Annotated in this window: 16 protein-coding genes and 3 pseudogenes; 17 read left to right on the forward strand and 2 right to left on the reverse strand. The window is 41.7% G+C overall.

Going from position 1 to position 21,018, the window contains the following annotated elements:
• The 4 genes from CXF72_RS13700 to CXF72_RS13715 form a co-directional block, all read left to right on the forward strand.
• Positions 1 to 715: DUF1538 domain-containing protein (locus CXF72_RS13700; RefSeq protein ID WP_101039653.1), on the forward strand; the 715-nt coding region annotated here is incomplete at its 5' end.
• Entirely contained in the window at positions 705 to 1,055 is a 351-nt protein-coding gene (locus CXF72_RS13705; RefSeq protein ID WP_011769616.1) for a P-II family nitrogen regulator, read from the forward strand. The genes CXF72_RS13700 and CXF72_RS13705, both read left to right, overlap by 11 nt.
• Positions 1,052 to 1,456, forward strand: coding sequence for a CBS domain-containing protein (locus tag CXF72_RS13710; RefSeq protein ID WP_101039655.1), 405 nt, complete (start codon positions 1,052 to 1,054; stop codon positions 1,454 to 1,456). The genes CXF72_RS13705 and CXF72_RS13710 overlap by 4 nt, the downstream gene beginning before the upstream one ends.
• Before the next feature lie 248 nt (positions 1,457 to 1,704).
• Positions 1,705 to 2,154: a host attachment protein gene (locus CXF72_RS13715; RefSeq protein ID WP_101039657.1), complete on the forward strand. Its 450-nt coding sequence runs from the start codon at positions 1,705 to 1,707 to the stop codon at positions 2,152 to 2,154.
• A gap of 282 nt (positions 2,155 to 2,436) precedes the next feature.
• Here the strand turns inward: CXF72_RS13715 and CXF72_RS13720 are convergent, their stop codons facing one another.
• Together CXF72_RS13720 and CXF72_RS13725 are read right to left on the reverse strand one after the other, a co-directional pair.
• Positions 2,437 to 2,964, reverse strand: a complete 528-nt coding sequence (locus tag CXF72_RS13720) for a cytochrome b/b6 domain-containing protein (RefSeq protein ID WP_101039659.1) — start codon at positions 2,962 to 2,964, stop codon at positions 2,437 to 2,439.
• 15 nt (positions 2,965 to 2,979) lie between these two features.
• Positions 2,980 to 3,252: a PepSY domain-containing protein gene (locus tag CXF72_RS13725; RefSeq protein WP_101039661.1), complete on the reverse strand. Its 273-nt coding sequence runs from the start codon at positions 3,250 to 3,252 to the stop codon at positions 2,980 to 2,982.
• 527 nt (positions 3,253 to 3,779) lie between these two features.
• Here CXF72_RS13725 and CXF72_RS13730 point away from each other — a divergent pair.
• From CXF72_RS13730 to CXF72_RS13800, 13 genes and pseudogenes are all read left to right on the forward strand, one after another.
• A complete protein-coding gene (locus CXF72_RS13730) occupies positions 3,780 to 4,436 on the forward strand; it encodes a response regulator (protein ID WP_101039663.1) in 657 nt (218 codons plus the stop codon).
• A 249-nt stretch (positions 4,437 to 4,685) separates the two neighbouring features.
• On the forward strand, positions 4,686 to 6,134 hold the full coding sequence (locus CXF72_RS13745) for a sensor histidine kinase (RefSeq protein ID WP_101039665.1): 1,449 nt from the start codon (positions 4,686 to 4,688) through the stop codon (positions 6,132 to 6,134).
• 114 nt (positions 6,135 to 6,248) lie between these two features.
• Positions 6,249 to 7,184: a DMT family transporter gene (locus CXF72_RS13750; RefSeq protein ID WP_198552610.1), complete on the forward strand. Its 936-nt coding sequence runs from the start codon at positions 6,249 to 6,251 to the stop codon at positions 7,182 to 7,184.
• A gap of 735 nt (positions 7,185 to 7,919) precedes the next feature.
• A complete protein-coding gene (locus CXF72_RS13755) occupies positions 7,920 to 8,531 on the forward strand; it encodes a DUF2760 domain-containing protein (RefSeq protein WP_101039669.1) in 612 nt (203 codons plus the stop codon).
• Positions 8,528 to 10,459: an Hsp70 family protein gene (locus CXF72_RS13760; RefSeq protein ID WP_101039671.1), complete on the forward strand. Its 1,932-nt coding sequence runs from the start codon at positions 8,528 to 8,530 to the stop codon at positions 10,457 to 10,459. Before CXF72_RS13755 ends, CXF72_RS13760 begins: the two co-directional genes overlap by 4 nt.
• Positions 10,459 to 13,278 (forward strand): Hsp70 family protein, encoded by a 2,820-nt coding sequence (locus CXF72_RS13765; protein ID WP_101039673.1) that lies wholly within the window; start codon positions 10,459 to 10,461, stop codon positions 13,276 to 13,278. The genes CXF72_RS13760 and CXF72_RS13765 overlap by 1 nt, the downstream gene beginning before the upstream one ends.
• A gap of 374 nt (positions 13,279 to 13,652) precedes the next feature.
• Positions 13,653 to 14,069: a universal stress protein gene (locus CXF72_RS13770; protein ID WP_101039675.1), complete on the forward strand. Its 417-nt coding sequence runs from the start codon at positions 13,653 to 13,655 to the stop codon at positions 14,067 to 14,069.
• A 167-nt stretch (positions 14,070 to 14,236) separates the two neighbouring features.
• Positions 14,237 to 16,124: pseudogene (gss, locus tag CXF72_RS13775) on the forward strand (bifunctional glutathionylspermidine amidase/synthase).
• A gap of 177 nt (positions 16,125 to 16,301) precedes the next feature.
• On the forward strand, positions 16,302 to 17,267 hold the full coding sequence (locus CXF72_RS13780; RefSeq protein WP_232784989.1) for a TDT family transporter: 966 nt from the start codon (positions 16,302 to 16,304) through the stop codon (positions 17,265 to 17,267).
• A gap of 140 nt (positions 17,268 to 17,407) precedes the next feature.
• Positions 17,408 to 17,574: pseudogene (locus CXF72_RS20310) on the forward strand (EamA family transporter); the annotation flags it as partial.
• 159 nt (positions 17,575 to 17,733) lie between these two features.
• A pseudogene (locus CXF72_RS20315) lies at positions 17,734 to 18,425 on the forward strand (EamA family transporter); the annotation flags it as partial.
• Positions 18,426 to 18,881: 456 nt separating this feature from the next.
• The gene (locus CXF72_RS13795; protein WP_101039679.1) at positions 18,882 to 19,742 is read left to right on the forward strand and encodes an HD-GYP domain-containing protein; all 861 of its coding nucleotides are present in this window, start codon (positions 18,882 to 18,884) and stop codon (positions 19,740 to 19,742) included.
• A 165-nt stretch (positions 19,743 to 19,907) separates the two neighbouring features.
• Positions 19,908 to 21,014, forward strand: a complete 1,107-nt coding sequence (locus CXF72_RS13800) for a polyamine ABC transporter substrate-binding protein (protein ID WP_232784990.1) — start codon at positions 19,908 to 19,910, stop codon at positions 21,012 to 21,014.
• Positions 21,015 to 21,018 lie beyond the last annotated feature (4 nt).

Raw genomic sequence — 21,018 nt, forward strand, 5'->3', positions numbered from 1 at the left:
GTTTCAAATTGCGGTGTTAAGAAAGCCGATAGCAAATTTACAGCGGGTTATATTGGGTTTTTTCTACGTCATTTTAGGACTGACTCTATTTTTGTTGGGCTTAGAGTTAGCACTTTTTCCCTTGGGTGAAACCATGGCGAAGCAGTTGACCGCACCAGAATTTCTTTACTCTTTTAAAGATGACATCACAGAGTCCTTAGGCTGGATTGATTATTATTGGGTGTATCTGTTCGCATTTGCTATCGGATTTAGCACTACTATTGCAGAGCCTGCATTAATTGCCGTTGCGATAAAAGCCAATCAGGTTTCAGGTGGCGCGATCAGGGTTAATGGTTTGCGCATTGCCGTAGCGTTAGGTGTCGCGATTGGAATTTCATTAGGGAGCTACAGGATAGTGGTGGGTGACCCTATTCATTATTACATTATGGCTGGTTATACGGTGGTTATTATACAAACGAATTTTGCGCCAAAAGAGATAATCGCACTTGCCTATGATTCTGGTGGTGTTACAACATCGACGGTGACAGTGCCATTGGTCACCGCATTAGGCTTGGGCCTCGCTTCCCAAGTGCCGGGAAGAAATCCGGTTATTGATGGCTTTGGATTGGTCGCATTTGCCAGTCTGTTTCCCATCATTTCAGTAATGGCATATGCTCAAATTACTCAATGGCTAAATTCAAGAGCATCTTCTAAGGAGAATGATAATGCGCTTTAAACTAATAATTGCCTTTGTAGAAGATACAAGGACTGATGCTGTCTTAGATGCGGCGCGCAAAGCAGGAGCGACTGGCGCAACGGTCATTAATAATGCGAGAGGAGAAGGGGTCATTCAAAAAACCACTTTTTTTGGCCTGACGTTAGACGTTCAAAAAGACGTTTTATTATTTGTAGTTGAAGAGCACCTGTCGCGGGAAATATTAGAAACAATTAACCGGGTTGGTGAGTTTGATCTGCAGTCGGGGCAGGGCATTGCGATTCAAATAGATATTGAAGATGCCGTCGGTGTTGCCCATCAGATAGATACATTAACTAAGGCAGTAGAGGACGAGCTATGAACCAGAAAAAGGTTGTTAGAGTGCGAGACGTGATGGTCAATGCCTATGTGATGATTGACGGTATTGCTACGGTGAAAGAAGCCATTCGACTGGCCCGGGAAAATGTTGTAAAAGTGTTAGTGGTGAATAAACGCCACGATGATGATGAATACGGTATCGTTTTGATGAATGATATTGCTAAGAAAATTCTGGCACAGAACCGCTCTGTTGAGCGCAGTAATATTTATGAAATTATGACCAAACCCGCACTATCTGTTGCCCCTGATATGAATGTTAAATACTGCGCGCGTTTATTTGAGCGATTTGGTATCAGTCGTGCGCCGGTCATTGAAAATGGCAAAATTGTTGGCATAGTCAGTTATAATAATATTGTGCTGAACGGTATGGCGTTGGAGGAGTAAAACAATAAAAGGAATAAAATCTCGAGACTAAATCCAGTATCCTAACAGGATCGTTAAATTTTCCTGCAACACAGTCCTTTAACGAATGCTCTTTAATCAAGTTCAATAATGAGCGTCTGATGGTGGCTAAATTTGTTGCGCCGTCTTCCGTATAAATTTTGGATTCCTCTTCTCTAAAGCTCACATCTATGTCTGCCAATAGTGTCTATACTGAAGATGGGCGTGCTGAATCATAAAGGAGAGATATTATGTCAAAGACGTTGGTAATGGTAACAAATGCAAGTGCTGCACGGGTTTTTAGCTACCTAGCGCACGAAGAGTTTAGTTTACTTAAAGAGTTTAGCCATCCAGAAAGTCGTCAGAAAGGAGTAGATTTGGTCAGTGACCGTCCCGGGCAAGGCAATGCAAAGGGGGGACACGGTGCACTTGTTCCGCCTAATAACCCCAAGCAAATTGAAGCCGAACGTTTTGCGCATGAACTGGCGAGCTGGTTAGACGATCAACGTAAGCAAAATAGTTGTAATCAGATAATGTTGGTCGCGGACCCAAGTTTTTTAGGGCTTCTGAATAAATCTCTTAATAATCAAACTGCGCAGTTAGTTTTTAAATCTCTGAACAAAGACTATTCAAAGGTCGTTCCACGTGATCTTCCTGAAATGTTGGGGCTTATCGCGCCTAAGAAAGATCCGCTTCGTTAGTTAATGCCTGTACTGAGAGGCTCGGCATAGTCGCCCTGAAGCCGATTTCAGTTATTAGCTTCGGGGCAAATATAACTTAATTTAAATAATGGCTGTTATCATGCTCTTTTGCCTGACTAGACTTATTGATAACACGATTATCTTCCTAGCAGATATATCTAATGCAGTTTTTCCAGCTGCTTTAGCTAAATAGGATTGATTGCTTATTGACTCTTTTGCGCAGGATATAAAGACCCGATTAACAATAAATTATGTGCTGCCAAAATCTGTTAGATGAAAAGGTTATTTAGACTGCTTGTCCCGTTGTCCGGTGATCATTTGTTTAATTAAATTAACCGGACCAAATTTGCTGAACAAGACGACCGCCGACACATGAAAAACAACCAGCATCATCGTAGTGTTTGCTATTAATTCATGTATCTCCTCAAGCCAATCTTCCCCCCAGAATGCATCTAACCCCATCATCCAACCCGAGATACCGGAGCTTAACAGGCAAAACAATAATGCGAAGACCATTAACCCTCCGATAGGATTATGACCCTTCGAGACTTCAAACTGTTTTGATTTTAGCAAATGTAAATGATGCTTAATGCCGCTAGGCGTTGGTAAAAAGTTTTTAAAACGCGCATTTTTAGAGCCAACAAACCCCCATAGTATACGGATTGCTAAGGCCGCTAAAATATAATATCCAGCCCAGCGATGGTTTGTATCACCTTCTTCAAAAACCAGGAAGTTGAGCAGAAACATGGCTGCTACTGTCCAATGAAAAAAACGAATGAGGGGATCCCAAATCATTGATTGTACTTTCATAGCAGCCCCTTTTTATTAGTCGTCGATTTCTTGTTTAAAAATTTCAGCGGTTTCTGGGTGGAAATATATTTCTACTCTTTGTTGTTTTTGGTTATAACCGTATAGTTCATAACATCCGTGAGATGACTCTTTGAATTTTTTTATTTCATAACCCTGATCAAGCAGATTTTGTTCGAATTGATCTTTTGGAATCCAGTTAGACTTATCATCTCCTTCTGTACATGTTGGACCTGCCATTGCGCCCGTTGAAGCAGCTATCATTACCGTTGCAAGTAGAAACTTTCTCATTTTTTTCTCCAGTATTTATATTTAATAGAATCGTGCTTTACGACGATTTTTACTTTATAAAATAAATTATTACTAATGACTTCACTTTGTTACGCTTTTTACTTTATAAGATAAATCTTACGAATGACTTAAGAGGAAATAAATTAAAGGGAGGAACCGAGTAATAAATGAGGGCATTGAATGATTTTTGGCTCAAAGAAGGAACCGAGTAATAAATGAGGGCATTGAATGATTTTCAGCTCAAAGAAGGAACCGAGTAATAAATGAGGACATTGAATGATTTTCAGCTCAAAGAAGGAACCGAGTAATAAATGAGGGCATTGAATGATTTTCAGCTCAAAGAAGGAACCGAGTAATAAATGAGGGCATTGAATGATTTTCGGCTCAAAGAAGGAACCGAATAATAAATGAGGGCATTGAATGATTTCCCGCTCAAGAAGAAAATTGTAATATACTTGAGCATTCTAAAAACGGAGTCGTTTGCTTAACCGCTTGCAGCAAAATGGAATGAAAGGAATAGATGAATAATGCGCATTTTATTAGTTGAAGATGATGTTATGTTAGGTGAATCCATGGTGGTTTCATTAAGCCGTCATGGATACACAGTCGATTGGCTGCAATTGGGTGCGGCGGTCGAGATGACCTTAAGAACTGAAAATTTCACGGCGATAATATTAGATTTAACACTGCCGGATGTCGACGGTTTAGATATCCTTAGTCAAGTCAGGAAGGCGGGACATAAACTGCCAATCTTAATTTTAACTGCGCGAGATGATATCGATGATCGCGTTAAAGGTCTTGATGGCGGGGCAGATGATTATTTGCTGAAACCCTTTGCTTTACAAGAACTGCTTGCCCGTTTGCGGGTTATTGTCAGAAGGGTATCGGGTTATGCTGAATCAAATATTGAATTGCATGGTCTGGTTATCTCTTTGGCAAAAAACACGGTTGAGTATCATGGTGCTGCCATAAAATTAACCAATACTGAATTTAAATTGCTGACTACTTTAATAATAAAATCAGGTCGAGTATTAAGTAAAGAGTATTTACAGCAGACTTTGTACGGCTGGGACGAGATGGCGAGTGATAACGCGATTGAAGTCTATATATATAATTTGCGTAAAAAGATTGATAATCAATTAATTAAAAATATCAGAGGGGTTGGGTACATCATTGAAAAATAATATTCCGACAGCAATCTCCATTCAAAAACGATTAATAGTATCTGAAGTTTATATACATAATTTGCGTAAGAAGATTAATAATCAATTAATTAAAAATATCAGAGGGGTTGGGTAGATCATTGAAAAATAATATTCCGACAGCAATCTCCATTCAAAAACGATTGATAGTATCAGAAGTTTATATACATAATTTGCGTAAGAAGATTAATAATCAATTAATTAAAAATATCAGAGAGGTTGGGTACATCATTGAAAAATAATATTCCGACAGCAATCTCCATTCAAAAACGATTGATTGCATCAACGGTCAGCATTGCAACCCTGTTAATTTTTACCTCATGGATTCTTGTCTTTCATGAAACTAAAAATGAAGTCGATGAGGTTTATGATGCACGCTTGGGACAATTGGCTAAAATTCTGGCGCTCAGTATGCCGAGTGTGATGGATTTGGCACCTTCTGCCCGGTATAAAATCTATGCGGATTGGTCGGGCGTTATTAGTGATGTTGATAACGATAAAATGGATTCATTTCCCAGTGTGGAAAACCCGGATGACCAAAATTTATTTTTTCAATTTTATACCGATGGTCATATGGTATTTAAATCCCCCGGGGCGCCTGAACCGCTCAATATCGGCGATCGGTATTCCGGTACCGTTAACCTGAATAATCAACGGTGGCACTATTTTCAATTAAAAATTCCTTCACGGGTAAATCCTAACGCCTATGTGGTGGTTGCTGAAAAACAGTCAGTCAGAGATGAGGTTGTCAACGAAATTGCTTTATCAACCAGTCTACCGCAACTTTTATTAATTCCTATTCTGGCACTTATATTATTCTTTTTAATTAAAAAGTTTTTACGCCCCGTTAATGAATTACGCTTAGCTGTATCGCAGTGTGATGTTAATAAATTAGAATCCATAAAAATAGATCACCCGGCCGTTGAACTTGAACCTCTGATCGATCAACTTAACTACCTGTTAAGTGAATTAAATAATGCTCAAGAGAGAGAACGTCGATTTACCCGTACTGCGGCTCATGAATTAAAAACACCGTTGGCCGTGTTAAGATTAAATATTGAAAATGCATTGGCAAGTGAGGATCAAGCATCACAGGCTTATGCGCTTAACAACATAGTGCGAGGCGTTGATAGAACCGACCGATTAATTCAACAATTGTTGATGCACTCCCGCATTGAAGCTAAACAACGCCACGTTTTCAAAAATATCAATATCGCGTCATTAATTCGGGAGGTTATTGCTTTATTGGCGCCTTTAGCGTTAAAGAATCATCAAGATATTTCATATAGCGGACCTGACGAATATATTATTCAGGGAGAGACTATGTTTCTCTCTATTTTATTTAGCAATTTAATCGATAATGCGATTCGTTATTCTGGTGAAAATAGTGAGATAAAAATAATCTTAAGCGTTGATCAATCTGAATCCCAGCACAATACAGTCAAAGTACTTGTTCAGGATAATGGACCGCCAATACCGGCGGCCGTAAGAGACAAAATATTTGAAAAATTCTTTCGGGCACACAGCGAAAAGGGCGATGGTGCAGGGCTTGGAATGGCGATAGCGGCCGAGGCTGCCAAGTTACACGGGGCTTCAATAAGTTTGTTACCCTATGATCAAACGTTACTTAATCGTTTTTGTTTTACTATGAGTTGCGAAAATAAAAAATGCTTGTCTTAGAAAGTAGTTTCTGAAGATGTTTACAAAAAAGCACAACAGATCTTTTATTTGCTGTCACTTTGAGCCTCTAAAAACAATTTATTGTTGTTTGGGAAAATTTTTATGGAGATAAACTTGTCTAATCAACGTACTTTCTGGCTTGCCTTTTTCGGATTAGTGCTTACCAATCTGTTTTGGGCTCTCAATGCAACCTTAGCCCGGGGGTATATTGATCAGGTTGCGCCTATTGCGCTGAATCTATTTCGCTGGCTAGGGGCTTTTGTACTGCTTACTCCCTTTGCGCTGCGCGGCACCATAAAAAATTGGCCTATAATTCGCCCTAAGCTGCTGCCTTTGACGGGACTTGCGATATTAAGCGTGACTTTTTATAATAGCCTGCTCTATCTTTCGGCTAATTTTACCACTGCTGTTAATATAACCCTGATCAATACCTTAATACCTGTAGTGACATTATTAATTGCCTGGCGAGTATTAGGCAACCGCCCCCGATTGATGCAGCTGCTAGGCGTCTCAGTGTCGATAATAGGTGTCCTGTTGATTCTAACCCAGGGACAACTGTTGCGATTACTGACCCTTAGTCTCAGTCAGGGTGACTTATTGATGTTAGCAGCGGTAAGCTGTTGGTCGTTGTTTACTGTCTTGTTGAAAAAACTGTCTATTAACCTGTCTCCCATTATCGTTCTTTACGTTTTAATCATTCTGGGTTTACCCTTTTTGCTTTTTGCCTACGGGATTGAAGCGCTGTTTTTCAGATTCTACTTACCCTCTTTATCCCACCTGGGATTGTTCGCTTATTTGTGGTTTTTTCCTTCGATTTGTGCTTATATTTTTTGGACCTATGGAGTGCATCATCTCGGTGCTGAAGCGGCTTCATTATCAATCACCTTAATGCCGCTGTTTGGTGCAATATTGGCTATTACATTTTTAGGCGAATCAATATATTGGTTTCATATCGCAGGCGGTATCTGTTCTCTTTTCGGCATGCTTCTGGCGTTAGTTTCACCACAAAGATTCACCAGAAAGTTTTACCAAAAAGGTTCAGCTGGTTAAAGATTGAAGCGAGTGAGTCAAATCTATTTTTAATTTGTCCTGCGCAACGTCGAGGATCAACCTTATTAAGGGATTGAAATCTGGCAATGTAGGGACTGTTCATCTTTTACCGTTAAAAGTGATCGGCCAAGATGGACAGAAAAGGTGAATAGAAAATGCATCAGTGGCATCAATGGATGATTAATTTAAGCATCAGTGGCATCAATGGATGATTAATTTAAGCTTTGTATTGATTGATGATTTCACTTTAAAACTGATTTTTCCTCTTCTGATGTCACTGAGCATACTATTGGCCTGTTCAATCTTATTAAAATGCCATTCCGGTGACGCTGTTAACTTCTTTATTACTGCTTGACGTACTTATTTATGGGCAGCATGTGATGATGCATAAAATCCCTTTTTTTTGGCGGTTACATCGAGTCCATCATACGGGCTCGACCCCGCATTGAGTTTATAGCAGTTATTAATATTACCTTTTAAAAAATAAAATAACCGCGCCACGTATCTAAGCAATTATTTTTGCACTGCTATCTTCAATATTCAATTTTTAAGAGATGTCGTGCTAAAATGCAGGCAAAATTCAATTGCTTGATTTAGTGTTGTTTTTTTGTTCTTAGATTCACATAATCAATTTTGATCACGAGCAACACTAAGCACTGTGGTTGACTCTGTTTTATAACCATGTATTTATATTATTTGAGCAATGGCTCATTTGACATTATTAGGAAAGTAAAAATGAACATAGATTTATCTGCATTCCCCGCTACTATCGATACGCTTCACTTAGTACTCGGCATCTCAGCGATATTGTTTTTAGTTTTGTTTTTAACTAAAAAGAAATCATCAACGGATCAGAATGCTCAGGAAAATAATATTGAAGCGAGTGCTGCTAACATTGAGCAACCAGTTGAAAAAACAGTTCCAGAAGTGACTGAGGCAGAAGCTGACAGTCTATTATTAAAAGAATCAACGCCGGAGGCTGCGTTACAACTACTGACTTTATTGCAGCAGGAAGCGCGTTTTATTGATTTTATCCAGGAAGATTTAAGCGCTTATTCCGATGCTGATATCGGGGCAGCCGCGCGTGTTGTTCATGAGGGAAGCAAAAAAATATTGAATGATTATTTTACCCTCGAAGCTATTCGCCGTGAAGAGGAAGAAACCGCTGTTAGTATACTCGAAGGTTTTAATGCATCGGAAGTGCGTCTTACGGGCAATGTAGTCGGTAATGCGCCCTTTAACGGCATTTTGATCCATAAAGGCTGGAAAGTGAGTGAGGTTAAGTTACCTAAATTAGCTGCGGGACACGATGCTTCAATCGTAGCCCCTGCGGAGGTTGAGTTATGAGCGAAACTACAGCAGACGAAACACTATCCCGCTATTCCATCGGGATAGACTTAGGCACCACACACTGCGTATTATCTTATATGGATCTCTCGAACATCGCTGATGATCCTGCTGCAGTGCCTGAATTGACTATTATGCCTATTCCGCAATTAACCCGGGCCGGTGTTATTGAAGAAAAAAAACAATTACCCTCTTTCATCTATATGGCGCATGAATCCGAGCTGAATGATGCTGATCTTAGGCTACCCTGGAATGCTCAGCCGAAGGCGATTGTTGGCAGTATTGCGCGGGAACTGGGCAGTAAAACAGCTATTCGCTTAGTCTCTAGCGCAAAAAGCTGGTTGTGCCACAGCGGTGTTGATCGCCATGCGGCATTTTTACCTGCAGCCAGCCCCGAAGAGGTCAGTAAAATATCACCATTAGACGCAACCTTTGAATATTTAGATCATATGCGTAGCGCCTGGGAAGATAAGTTTCCAGATTTTCCATTAGCGACACAAGATGTGACTATCACTATTCCGGCTTCCTTTGATCCTGCGGCAAGAGAGCTGACCGCAGAAGCTGCCAAGCGTGTTGGTTTTGATAACCTGACTTTGTTAGAGGAGCCTCAAGCGGCTGTCTACAACTGGATCCACGCCTGCGGAGAAGCTTGGCGTGATCAGGTTCAGGTGGGTGATATTATTTTAGTGGTTGACGTTGGCGGTGGTACAACAGACTTGTCATTAATTGCGGTCACCGAAGAAGAGGGCAACTTAACCCTGAACCGTATCGCCGTCGGGGAACATATATTACTCGGTGGAGATAATATGGATTTAGCCCTGGCTTACCGGGTTAAAGCAAAATTAAGCGCAGAGGGAAAAGAGTTACAGGCATGGCAAATTCAGGCGATAAGTCAGGCTTGTCGGGATGCAAAAGAGCAGCTTTTACTGGATAACGAAATTGAGACTGTGGCTATTACGGTGCCTAGCCGCGGATCAAAACTACTGGGAAAAACCCTGCGCACTGAGTTAACCCGAAATGAAGTTCGAGAGACATTGCTCGAAGGTTTCTTCCCCGTTGTTAATATCGATGATCATCCCAAAGCGGTGCGTCGCAGCGGATTAACCCAAAAGGGTCTGCCCTATGCGCAAGACCCGGCTGTTTCGCGTCATTTGGCCGCTTTTTTAAGCAGACAGGTGAGTGCCGCTGACGATGTTCTGGGTAAGTCAGCCTCACAAATTAACAGTGAAGATTTTGCCGATCCACTGGCAGGTAATTTTGATCAGACCGATATTGTCGACTTTATTAAACCCTCGGCAATTTTATTTAACGGTGGTGTACTGAAATCGCCTTTATTAGCAGAGCGGACGCTGGCGATTATCAATCAGTGGCTGATCGATGCGGGCGCTGAAAAAGCGCGATTATTAGCCGATTCAGATCTGGATCTTGCGGTTGCCAGTGGTGCAAGTTATTACGGTTATGTCAAACGCGGGCAGGGTGTACGAATTCGCGGCGGTCTCGCCAACACTTATTATGTCGGTATTGAAAGCTCGATGCCCGCTATTCCAGGCATGGAGCCTCCCTTAGAAGCCTTATGTATCGCGCCTTTTGGAATGGAGGAGGGCTCTGAAACAGCGCCGAGTGAAGCTGAATTTGGTTTGGTTGTCGGCGAACCGGTGCGTTTTCGTTTCTTCGGATCGAACACCCGCCGTCATGATCAAGCAGGTCTTCAGCTCGAGCACTGGATCGATGATGAATTACAAGAGCTGCCTGAATTACAGGCAACCCTATCGGTAGAAGGACGCCGAGCAGGGGATGTTGTCGCGGTGCGTTTGCTGGCGAAAGTCACCGAAGTCGGCACACTTCAACTTGAAGCTATCGCGGTTAACAGTGTTGATACTAACGGCTCTGGCGAGCGCTGGCACATTGAACTGGATGTACGAGATTAATGAATAACCGACCCGTTAAATATCTTATTGGGATCGATTTAGGCACCACCAATACCGTGGTTGCCTATGCCGATATGTGCAAGCCATTAACCTCGAATAACTGTCGTATTTTTGAAATTGAACAGTTAGTTGCCCCGGGCGAAGTGGCTAAACGGCCTTTATTACCTTCCTTTCGTTATCATCCGGCTGGCGGCGAAATCAACCCGGTTGATTTACAATTGCCCTGGTCCCATGTTGCTGTTGACGGGTTAGAGGGAGAATTGCCTCTGGTCGTTATTGGGGAGTGGGCGAGAGAGTTGGGGGCAAAGGTTGATGGTCGCCAGGTTGTTAGTGCTAAAAGTTGGCTTTCTCATCCTCAAGTTGACCGTAATGCGGACATTCTTCCCTGGGCGGGTGCCGAGGGGGTTGCAAAAGTATCTCCGGTGCTTGCGTCTGCCAGTTATTTATTGCATGTACGTCGTGCCTGGAATTTTGCCCATCCCGATGCATTGATGGAAGATCAGGAAGTGGTCATTACTATCCCCGCTTCATTTGATGAGGGAGCAAGGGCACTGACCGTAGAGGCTGCAAGTCGCGCCGGTCTGGTTAATATTTTATTGCTTGAGGAGCCTCAGGCCGTTTGTTATGACTGGTATGCAAGGCAGGGGGAGACAGTACAAAAACAGTTGGCCAAAATAAAACTATTAATGGTTTGTGATGTGGGCGGCGGTACGACGGATCTCAGCCTGATTAAAGTGGCTCAAGGTAAAGATAATGCCTTGGCATTAACCCGGATCGGCGTAGGTAATCATCTTATGCTGGGCGGAGATAATGTTGATTTGGCACTGGCACACATTGCCGAGGGGCTTATTAATGGCGGAACAGCAGCACATAAAAAACTCAGTGCAGCGAGCTTATCTCAATTAATACAACAAACACGTAAAGCAAAAGAGTTACTGATGGGGGAGGATGCACCGGGCAGTGCCAGAGTAACTGTCCTAGGCAGTGGCGCAAAACTAATAGGTGGCGCTAAAAGCTGTGAACTGACCAAGCAGGCGGTGAGGAACATTGCGCTGGATGGTTTTTTCCCCAAGATAAGCTTTGATCAGCGGCCGCTTAAAAGGCGCAGTGCTGTTGTAGAATTTGGGCTTCCCTATGCAGCCGACCCTGCAGTCAGTAAGCATATTGCAGAATTTATCGCCGATCACCACATCGCCTGCCAAGATGCATTAGCGATTGAGCCCTCTCAATCAGAGCATGCTATTCCCGATGCTGTATTATTTAATGGCGGGGTGTTTAATAGCGCAGTACTCAGTGAACGTACTATTGAGCTGTTAAGTGAATGGCGCGGCAGCGCGGTAAACAGACTGGAAAACCATCATCCTAATCTAGCTGTTGCGCAGGGCGCTGTCGCCTATGCGAGAGCGCGCCGCGGTGCCCAACTTAAAATTGGCGGCGGTTCGGCGCGCACAGTATTTCTTGTGCTTGAGCAGCAGGACGCGGGTAAACAGGCAATTTGTTTAATGCCTAAAGGCACGGAAGAAGAGCAGGAGCTTACGCTTAGCGAACGAAAATTTTCATTACAGTTAGGTGTGCCCGTTCAGTTTCATCTCTTTTCGACTACTGCCGACCAGGGTTATAAAGTCGGTGAAATCATTACCCTTGACGAGCAGACTCTGGCCAGCGGGCATTTTATTTCACTGCCGCCGCTGGTTGTGGTATTAGAAAAAACCACCTTGGACTCTGTGATTGTGTCCTTGGCAACCAAGTTTACCGAAGTTGGCACGCTGAAAATAGATTGTGTGGCGGAAAATGAGCAACGTTGGCATCTTGAATTTCAAATCCGTAAGCAGCTGTCTCAGCAGAGTGCAACGGATAAAACAGCCGCACTGCCCGACGGTTTTGATAAGGCCCGGGAGAAAATCGACCTGGTCTTCGGTGAAAGTAAAAAACAAATAACCCCCAAGGCGGTTAAAAGTTTACGTACTGATATTGAAAAAATATTGGGCAAGCGTGATGACTGGGAACTTCCCCTGCTGCGTGCCCTGTTCGATCAGTTATTGGAAGGTAAAAATCATCGCCGTCGCTCAGCGGCTCATGAGAGGATTTGGTTTAATCTGGCCGGTTATTGTTTACGTCCCGGTTTCGGTTATCCGATCGATGATTGGCGTGTTGAGCAAATTTGGGGTTTATATGAGCAGGGGTTACAGCATCATCAGGAAACTCAAGTGTGGATCGACTGGTGGACATTCTGGCGACGCGCGTCAGGCGGACTCAGTGCGCAGCAGCAGGCGCGTGTGTTTGAGGATATCGAAAAATTTATCGATCCGGCCGCATTAACCAATCGCAAATTAAAGGAGGAAGCGAAACAAAAATCCTATCAAGATATGGTCAAACTGGTTGCAGCCTTAGAGCTTTTGCCCGTTGAACATAAAACCAGAATCAGCGAATGGTTATTAAAACGTTTACAGAAATCATCGGAAACCAGTAGCAGCTGGTGGGCCCTTGGCCGGCTCGCATCACGGATCCCTTTTCATGGCAGTGCACATAATGTTATTGATAAAAAAGAGATACAAAGCTGGCTGCCCCAATTACAGTCGATCGACTGGAAAAAAAATCCGCAGGCCGCTTTTGCGGTGGTATTAATGTCACGTATGAGTGGCGATCGCAGTCGTGATCTTGACCCCGATTGGCGTGCTAAAATTATCAAGCAGTTAACTACGGTTAAAGCGGCCGATAGTTGGATTGAGATGGTGGCCTGCGTTAAAGAGCTAAATGAAGCAGAAACTAAACGCGTATTTGGTGAGGGTTTACCCGTCGGATTGAAATTGATAATCTGATAATCGTCAAGCTTTACTCGGATTGATAATAGACAGATATTAATAATCAACTTGGGTCTTTTTTTGTATTCAGATATAAAAAAAGACCCGCTTCATTGCTACTTTTACAATCTTCCCTATTTTATTCCCCCTACACAGATTTTCCTGTGACGATAATATTTTCAAACTTAAATTTGTCATCAGGTACTTATGTTTATAATTTTTTTTACTTAACCCTTATTTAAAAATTATGTTACTGAAAATAGTGCCGTATTTTTTCCCTTTTTATATTAACCAAAAAATATGCTTGTTCGGTTGAGTGCTATACTTTGGATAAATATTACCTTTCAAAATCACTGATTTTATTGTTAATAAAATGTGTTTGGAGAAGTGAAATGAGTTATAAACATGTATTGGTTGCCATTGATTTGGCTGAAACTAGCGATATAGTGATAAGCAAAGCGGTATCATTAGCTAAAAATTTAGATGCAAAACTTTCTTTTATCTCTATAGATATTTCACATCCCGATATAGACAGGATTTACGATCCGGTTGAGGTCAAATTAATTGAGAAAAAACACCAAGAATTAATTGCTAAGTTAAAGGAACTCGCCGAGCTGACCGATTACCCGATTACGACTACTAAGGTGGTAGGGGGGGACGTAGAGGAAACATTGATGCGGGAAATTACCAAGATTAATGCCGATTTATTAGTTTGTGGGCATCACCACGGCTTTTGGGACCGCTGGTGGTCTTCTGCGCGTAAATTGGTCAATATAACAGTCGTTGATTTATTGCTTATTCATCTTTAAGTTTAGTTACAGTGGCCCATGGATATTCGCCACTGATTGATGGCGCTCTGAGGTTTTTCAAAAAATGACAGTGAGTGCTCTCTATTTTTAAACGCCTGCTGAGTTTTTGTATGTTCTTGTGGTGACTTCCCTGTAATTGTTGTGACTTTCCTGTATAGGTTGAAATTTTGAACCATAAATCCCCTTCTGTGTTTGGTACATTACTCGGTTATGCACCCGGTGGTGTTGCTGCTTACTCCTCTGATTATGATACTGCCAGCGCTATAAAACACCCCAAACGCAGCGCCTTTCGCAGTTATTTTGATGGTATTTATATGGGTTATAAGTGGCAGTGTGTCGAATTTTCCCGGCGTTGGATGTATATCAATAAGGGTTATATTTTTGATGATGTGGCTATGGCCTATGAGATATTTAACTTACGTACGGTGAGAAACATCGCAAATAATAGCCTGCTGCCCTTACAGGCATTTTCTAATGGCAGTAAAAGCTTGCCACAGCCGGGCAGTTTATTAATTTGGGAGCAGGGTGGAGAGTTCGCAGAAACCGGCCATGTTGCCATTATTACTGAGGTTTTCCCCGATAAATTACGCGTTGCCGAGCAAAATTTAGATCACCAAATTTGGCCTGAGGGGCAGTCTTTTAGCCGAGAACTTCCCGCGACGACCACCGAGGAAGGTGAGTGTTGGTTAAAATGCTCCTTTAATGATGCCACTATTTTAGGCTGGATGACACAAACCGAGGATGATCAGCGATGCTGAGCCGAGCCCGGAAACCAATAAGCAGTTATTTAACTTAATCAGCCGCCGGGCAAAAGAGCAGCTCAATCCCCAAAAATCCAGGCTTAATGTTGCCAATGAGGATGAGGCCGCTTATGTGCAGGCGATGCATGGGCATAAACTTAGCGCGGTGACCGCAGATCAATATCGTTATTATATTTTGTCGGAAAGCGCACAGCATGCATTACAGCGAGCTGCCAATGAGCTCCATGCTTTGTTTATGCACGCCACGGATTATGTGTTGGAAAACCAAGCGTTATTAAATAAATTTAATTTACCCGCCGCGATTTTACCAAAAATACGCCAGTCATGGGATAACCGCTTAAATGAACTGATCACCAGCCGCTTTGATTTTGCCATGACCCCGAAGGGGTTAAAGGTCTATGAATACAATTGTGATTCAGCCTCCTGTTACATGGAAAGTGCCAAAATTCAGGGTAAATGGGCTCGTCATTATGGCGTTCATGAAGGGCTGGATAGCGGTAAAGATCTTTTTAATCATCTGGTTAATGCATGGCGTAAAAGTAAGGCGAAAGGACTGGTGCATATTCTGTACGATAACGACCCGGAAGAAAAATATCATGGGTTGCTTATCCAGCAAACATTAAAATCAGCAGGGTTCGAGAGTAAGCTTATCTGCGCTATAAGCAGCCTGCGATGGGATAGTTTGGGTAATATTTTAGATGAGGAAGGGCAATTAATTCACTGGGTGTGGAAAACCTGGTTCTGGGAAACTGCCCTGGATCAAATCCGTGTGCAATGTGAATTGGATCAGGCAGTTGCAGAAAAAAATAATCCTTTGCAGGGTCAAGCTCCGCGTCTGGCGGACGTATTACGGCACAAAAACATGATGATTTTTGAGCCGTTATGGACGCTTATTCCCAGTAATAAAGCGATTCTTCCGGTGCTTTGGTCACTCTTCCCAAACCATCCTTTATTATTGCATACTGATTTTGTTGTAAATGCCGACTTACAGGCGAGCGGTTATGTCAGCAAGCCGATTGTCGGGCGCTGCGGAGCCAATATTCAGGTGGTAAATCACAGCAAAGATATTATTGAGGAGGCCGGAGGGGAATTTGCGGCACAGGATCAAATCTATCAGGCATTATTTCCACTGCCGCTGGTGGATGGTTATTATGTACAGGTGTGCGCCTTTACGGCTGCCGGTAAATATGCGGGCAGTTGTCTGCGTGTTGACTCCTCGATGATCATCAGTAAAGACAGTGATTGTATGGCATTACGCTTTGTCAGTGATGATTATATTCTAAATCAATCATAGAAAGAGTCTGTATTGCGAAAATCACCTTTTTTGTTCTTATTGCCATCGATGCGAGGAATTTTTGGGGTTGGATGATAGAAAAATTGTGTCTGCTTGAGGTGAGCGATTTTTATGGTCGAAGCTTGTAATGACGCGCTGATAAGTTTAGTTTAAGCTTTTTTATAAGCAGAAATAATTTTGATTTACCAACTTAAAGCTGTCAATCGTATTTTTTATCGCACGCCGAGTGCGCTTGCCGGTTTAGCACTTGGTATTGCCAGTTTAGGTTTATGCTTGGAAAATATAACCTTGTTACAGGGTATTGCACAATCGGTGACGGCGCTGCTTGCGAGTTGTCTATTATTACCTCTTTTTTGCAAATTTTTATTTAACCCTGAGCTTTTAAAACAAGATTTACAGCATCCTCTTAGTGGCAGTCTTTCACCCATTATTGCGATGGCGACTATGGTGATAGCGAATAATATCTCTGTTTATTATTTTCAATTAGGCCAGTGGATCTGCGCCATAGCGCTTGCTTGGCATTTTTTCCTGTTGGTTTCTTTCATTTACTATCGTAGTAAAAACTTCCATTTCTCACAGATATTGCCAAGTTGGTTTATTCCTCCGATTGGCCTTGTGCTTACTGTTTTGATGTTTCCGGGCGGTTTATATCCATTTTTAGCAGAAGGGCTAGTTTATTTTGGATTAGTTTCGTATCTATTACTATTACCTGTTGTGCTCTACCGTTTGATCTTTTTTGTGCTGCCGAGTAATAACGAAAAACCCATTGTGGTGATTCTGGCGACGCCGGCTAGTTTATTGTTACTGGGATATTTATCGATCACAGATCAACCAAATTATGTGCTGATCTGCTTGCTTGGTGGGGTTGCAATGCTGATGACTATCATTGTGTATATGGCTTTGATTAGGTTGTTACGCTTGCCTTTTACACCTGCTTATTCGGCATTTACCTTTCCATTGGTCGTCGGGGCTGTTGCATTATTTAAAGTTACACATTTTTTATCAGCGCATGACGTTAATCGACAATTTGTCAATATTAGTGAAACATTGGCTTATGGAGAGTTAACCATTGCAACCCTGATGGTTATTTATGTGAGCAGCCGTTATTTGTTATATTTTTCCGGGCAGGAAAAATATTCATAAGCCGATTCTTTTATGTCACTGTCGGGAAAACCTGAATATCCAGTGGCAGTAAGGAATTAGGAATATAAAGAATCATCTTTACTGATAAACATGATCATTTATAATCAGCGCTTTAATTTTATGTTTATCAGGATGTTATCATGCCCTATCTGCTCGCAGTGACCTCTTATGGGCTTTTTCGTTTAGTTTAATTGGCGGGAGAAGTAGATCCATGGTTTTCCGTATTACTGCGTATACTGCTTCAACCTTAGTGTTTTTACCTTTTTTACGCCCCCGTGAAATTACGTTGCCAATCGCACTTAAACTAATACCAAAAGAATTAATGAAGTGATCAAGTATTGCGCAGGAAAAATGAACACTAACAAGGCCTGAGTTGCAGGAGATAGTTGTTCTCACTTCAAAAATCAGAACGCGGTTAGGGATGATTTTAACCAGCAAGGGTGATCACCTTTTTAGTTCTTTTGGTATATTGGTCATTGGCGCCGTTCAACTCGGCTTAATGTATGTTTTCTATTATCAATTGTTTCTCTTTTTGACGGTGGCAGAAGTGTTGTTATTCACTGTGATGACACCGATTTATGTCACCTTGATCAATGATGCCTTTGATCGTCACTTTAACCGAAATTTTATGTTACCTGCCGTTATCGCGACAGCCGGCGCGGTTGCTATTCGCTATAACGGAATCGATCGTGATTTTTTACTGGGATTTTTGATGGTGTAGTGTGCAAACCTTTGTTTTGCTGCGGGGCAGGTGGGCTATAAACGTTTATTGGCCAGGCACGAACTTGAGCAGAAAACTATTTTTGGGTAGTTTTTTATCGGTGCATTGCTGGTGGCAAGTATCTGTTATTTTATTTTTGTAACAGTGAAAAATTACCAACCACCCATCTACAATGGGGAGTGCTTATCTATCTCGGCACTATTGCTTCGGGTTTGGGATATTTTGCATGGAATAAAGGAGCAACCTTAGTCAACGTCGGCGTTCTGGCGGTGATGAATAATCTGCTTATTCGAACGGGTATTTTGGTCAATGTGGTGATTTGGAATCGTGATGCGGATATTTTAAGATTAAGTATTGGCGGAGCAACTATCTTATCTGCCTTAGTGCTTAATCAGTGGCTAAGTAAAAGGGCTAAGCTAGCAGTCCAGCCCGGTTAATAATAGCAAATTCACAGTGTCGATCCTTATATAGGGGAAGTCGCGTTGTATCACTATTTGATTCTGCCGATAGTGATACAAACAGGAGGTGACTTGTGGCCAAAAAAACCATTGTGGTGACTATTGTTTGACCTCTTTTTTACTTTATAATACAGTTACTAAGGTGTTATAGTGACCCTTGATAACAGGTTTGAATCAAGCAGACAGCTTAATACGCTGTTATGAAGTTATTAAAATGGTTCAATCTAAAAGATAATTTTTAGGCGTGATTTAATGAACCGCTCAACAGCTGTGTGATGCCTGATAACCTCCCAAAAAACTGCCTATCTCTTTCGAACATGCGTCAACGCATGGTTTGATAATATTACTTTGCTATAAAATATCTTTCTTTATCCATATGGATACCTATTTTGTTTGTTAAGTATACAACGTCATAAATTGTTAGCCGGGAGTTAAATGAACTTAAAACCACACTATCAAATCGCATTGGTATATCTGACAGTTGGAATATTATGGATATCATGGTCTGACTTGGCCGTCGCGTTATTATTTCAAAATAGTGACCATATTATTGTTGCGCAGAAGATTAAAGGATGTGGATTTATTGTCATCACTGCGTTACTTTTGTTTTTTCTTATCAGAAAAAAGATTAATGCGGTCACTGAAATAAACACCAAATTAGTTGAAAGTTATGAGCAAACGATGAGTGGCTGGGTTCATCTTATCGATCTTCGTCATCGGGAAACAAAAAATCATACTGATCGGGTGACAAAAATGACCCTTAAGATGACAAAACTGTTTGGCATTACAGACCTGGTTGAACTTAATCACATCAAGTGGGGAGCCATGCTGCATGATCTCGGTAAAATTGGCTTGCGTGATGATATTTTAACCAAGCCGGGAAAACTCAATTCGGCAGAGTGGGCGGAAATGAAAATGCACCCGCAAATAGCCCATGATATTTTATCTAACATTGATTATCTCATGCCCTGCAGAGACATCCCCTATTCCCATCATGAAAAGTGGGATGGTAGTGGTTACCCTCAAGGTCTAAAAGGAGATGTAATACCCATAACAGCCAGAATTTTCGCGGTTATTGATGTATGGGATGCCCTTATCCATTCTCGTGTGTATAAATCAGCCTGGTCGGAAGAAAAAGTGCTGCAGCATATTAAAGAGCAGTCTGGAAGTCATTTTGATCCGGATGTAGTTAAATTATTTTTAGAAAACTACAGTGAGATAAAAGAAAGTTCGAGAGATGTCCATACTCTGACGGCAAAAAAGAGTATCGCAACCGATAGCATACAGCCTTGCTAAAACCCTTTTTAAATCATTGGCGCGATGACGACTAATCCCACTAAGTGAGAAAGGAGAGGATGGCTGCTCGAGTTTATTTTCAATTAAGCTGGGTGGTTAGATTCCTGGCATTATTAAGTGTGTATTAGCGCATCTAATTTCAATATTATAATGGTAATAAGATTAATGGAAACATTTCATATTAAGCCGCTGTGGATTTTCAGGAATTATAATTTTTCTTTATTTAAGCGTTTCTTATCTGTTAAAACCCTACTGGTGGTTCTCTTCTTCGGTTTTTCTGTTATCCCCCTCGATGCCAAGGAGATAAAAATATTAACCTGGGAAGACTACCTCTCGGAATCGGTCATTAAGGCATTTACAAAAAAAACGGGGCATACTATTAAGCTTTATTATTATGATAGCGGGCCTGAGCTTAATGCGATGTTAACGAATGGTCAGGGCAGTCAATTTGATCTGCTGCTGGCGGATAATGCCGTCACTGGCCACTACGGAAAAAAGGGGGTATTTCAATCTATAACGTCTATTCCCATCGATAACGTACAATATAATAGTCTGCAATCGCAACAAGCTTGCGGTCAATACGGTATCCCCTATGCACAAGGCACAATGGGTATTATTTATCGCAGTTCAATATCTACAACAGTTATTGATTCCTGGAAAAATCTATTATCCCCTTCGAAGGAACATGTCGGGACCGCAATGATGTTTAAGGATGACATTGATACCATTGCCATTGCTCTGCTTGCTCAGGGATTAGATCCCTTCTCTGTCGATCAAGACGAATTGAAATCTGCTTATTTATTACTGAGTGCACAAACAAAAGATCTGCTGCGTTATGGTTATTCCGTTAGTTATGTTTTACGACAAGGAAAATCATCACAACTCACCCTTGCGTCAGGCTATTCAGATGATTTAAAGACTATAAAAAGGGCTTCCGGTCAAACTGATTGGAAATATGTTGTTCCAAAAGAGGGGACGCTATTTTTTGTCGATTGTTTTACCGCCCCTTCGAGTTCTGTGGTCAAAGAGGGGACTAAAGCATTTCTAGCGTTTATTAATGATCCTGTTATGGCCGCTAAAAACGCACAGGATATCGGGTTTTATACCACGAATGAAGCCGCTCTGTTAATCTCAAGTGATGACTATAAAAATGACCGGGAAATTGCACCCAGTGCACAGACAGTAAAGCGCAGTTATAACTATAAACGTCTTCCTGAAAGCGATGTTATTATCCGTAACAAAATGGTCACATTATTACAGACTAAAGAGTAGCTGA

Origin of the sequence: Psychromonas sp. MB-3u-54 (assembly GCF_002836415.1) — a bacterium.
GTDB lineage: Bacteria > Pseudomonadota > Gammaproteobacteria > Enterobacterales > Psychromonadaceae > Psychromonas.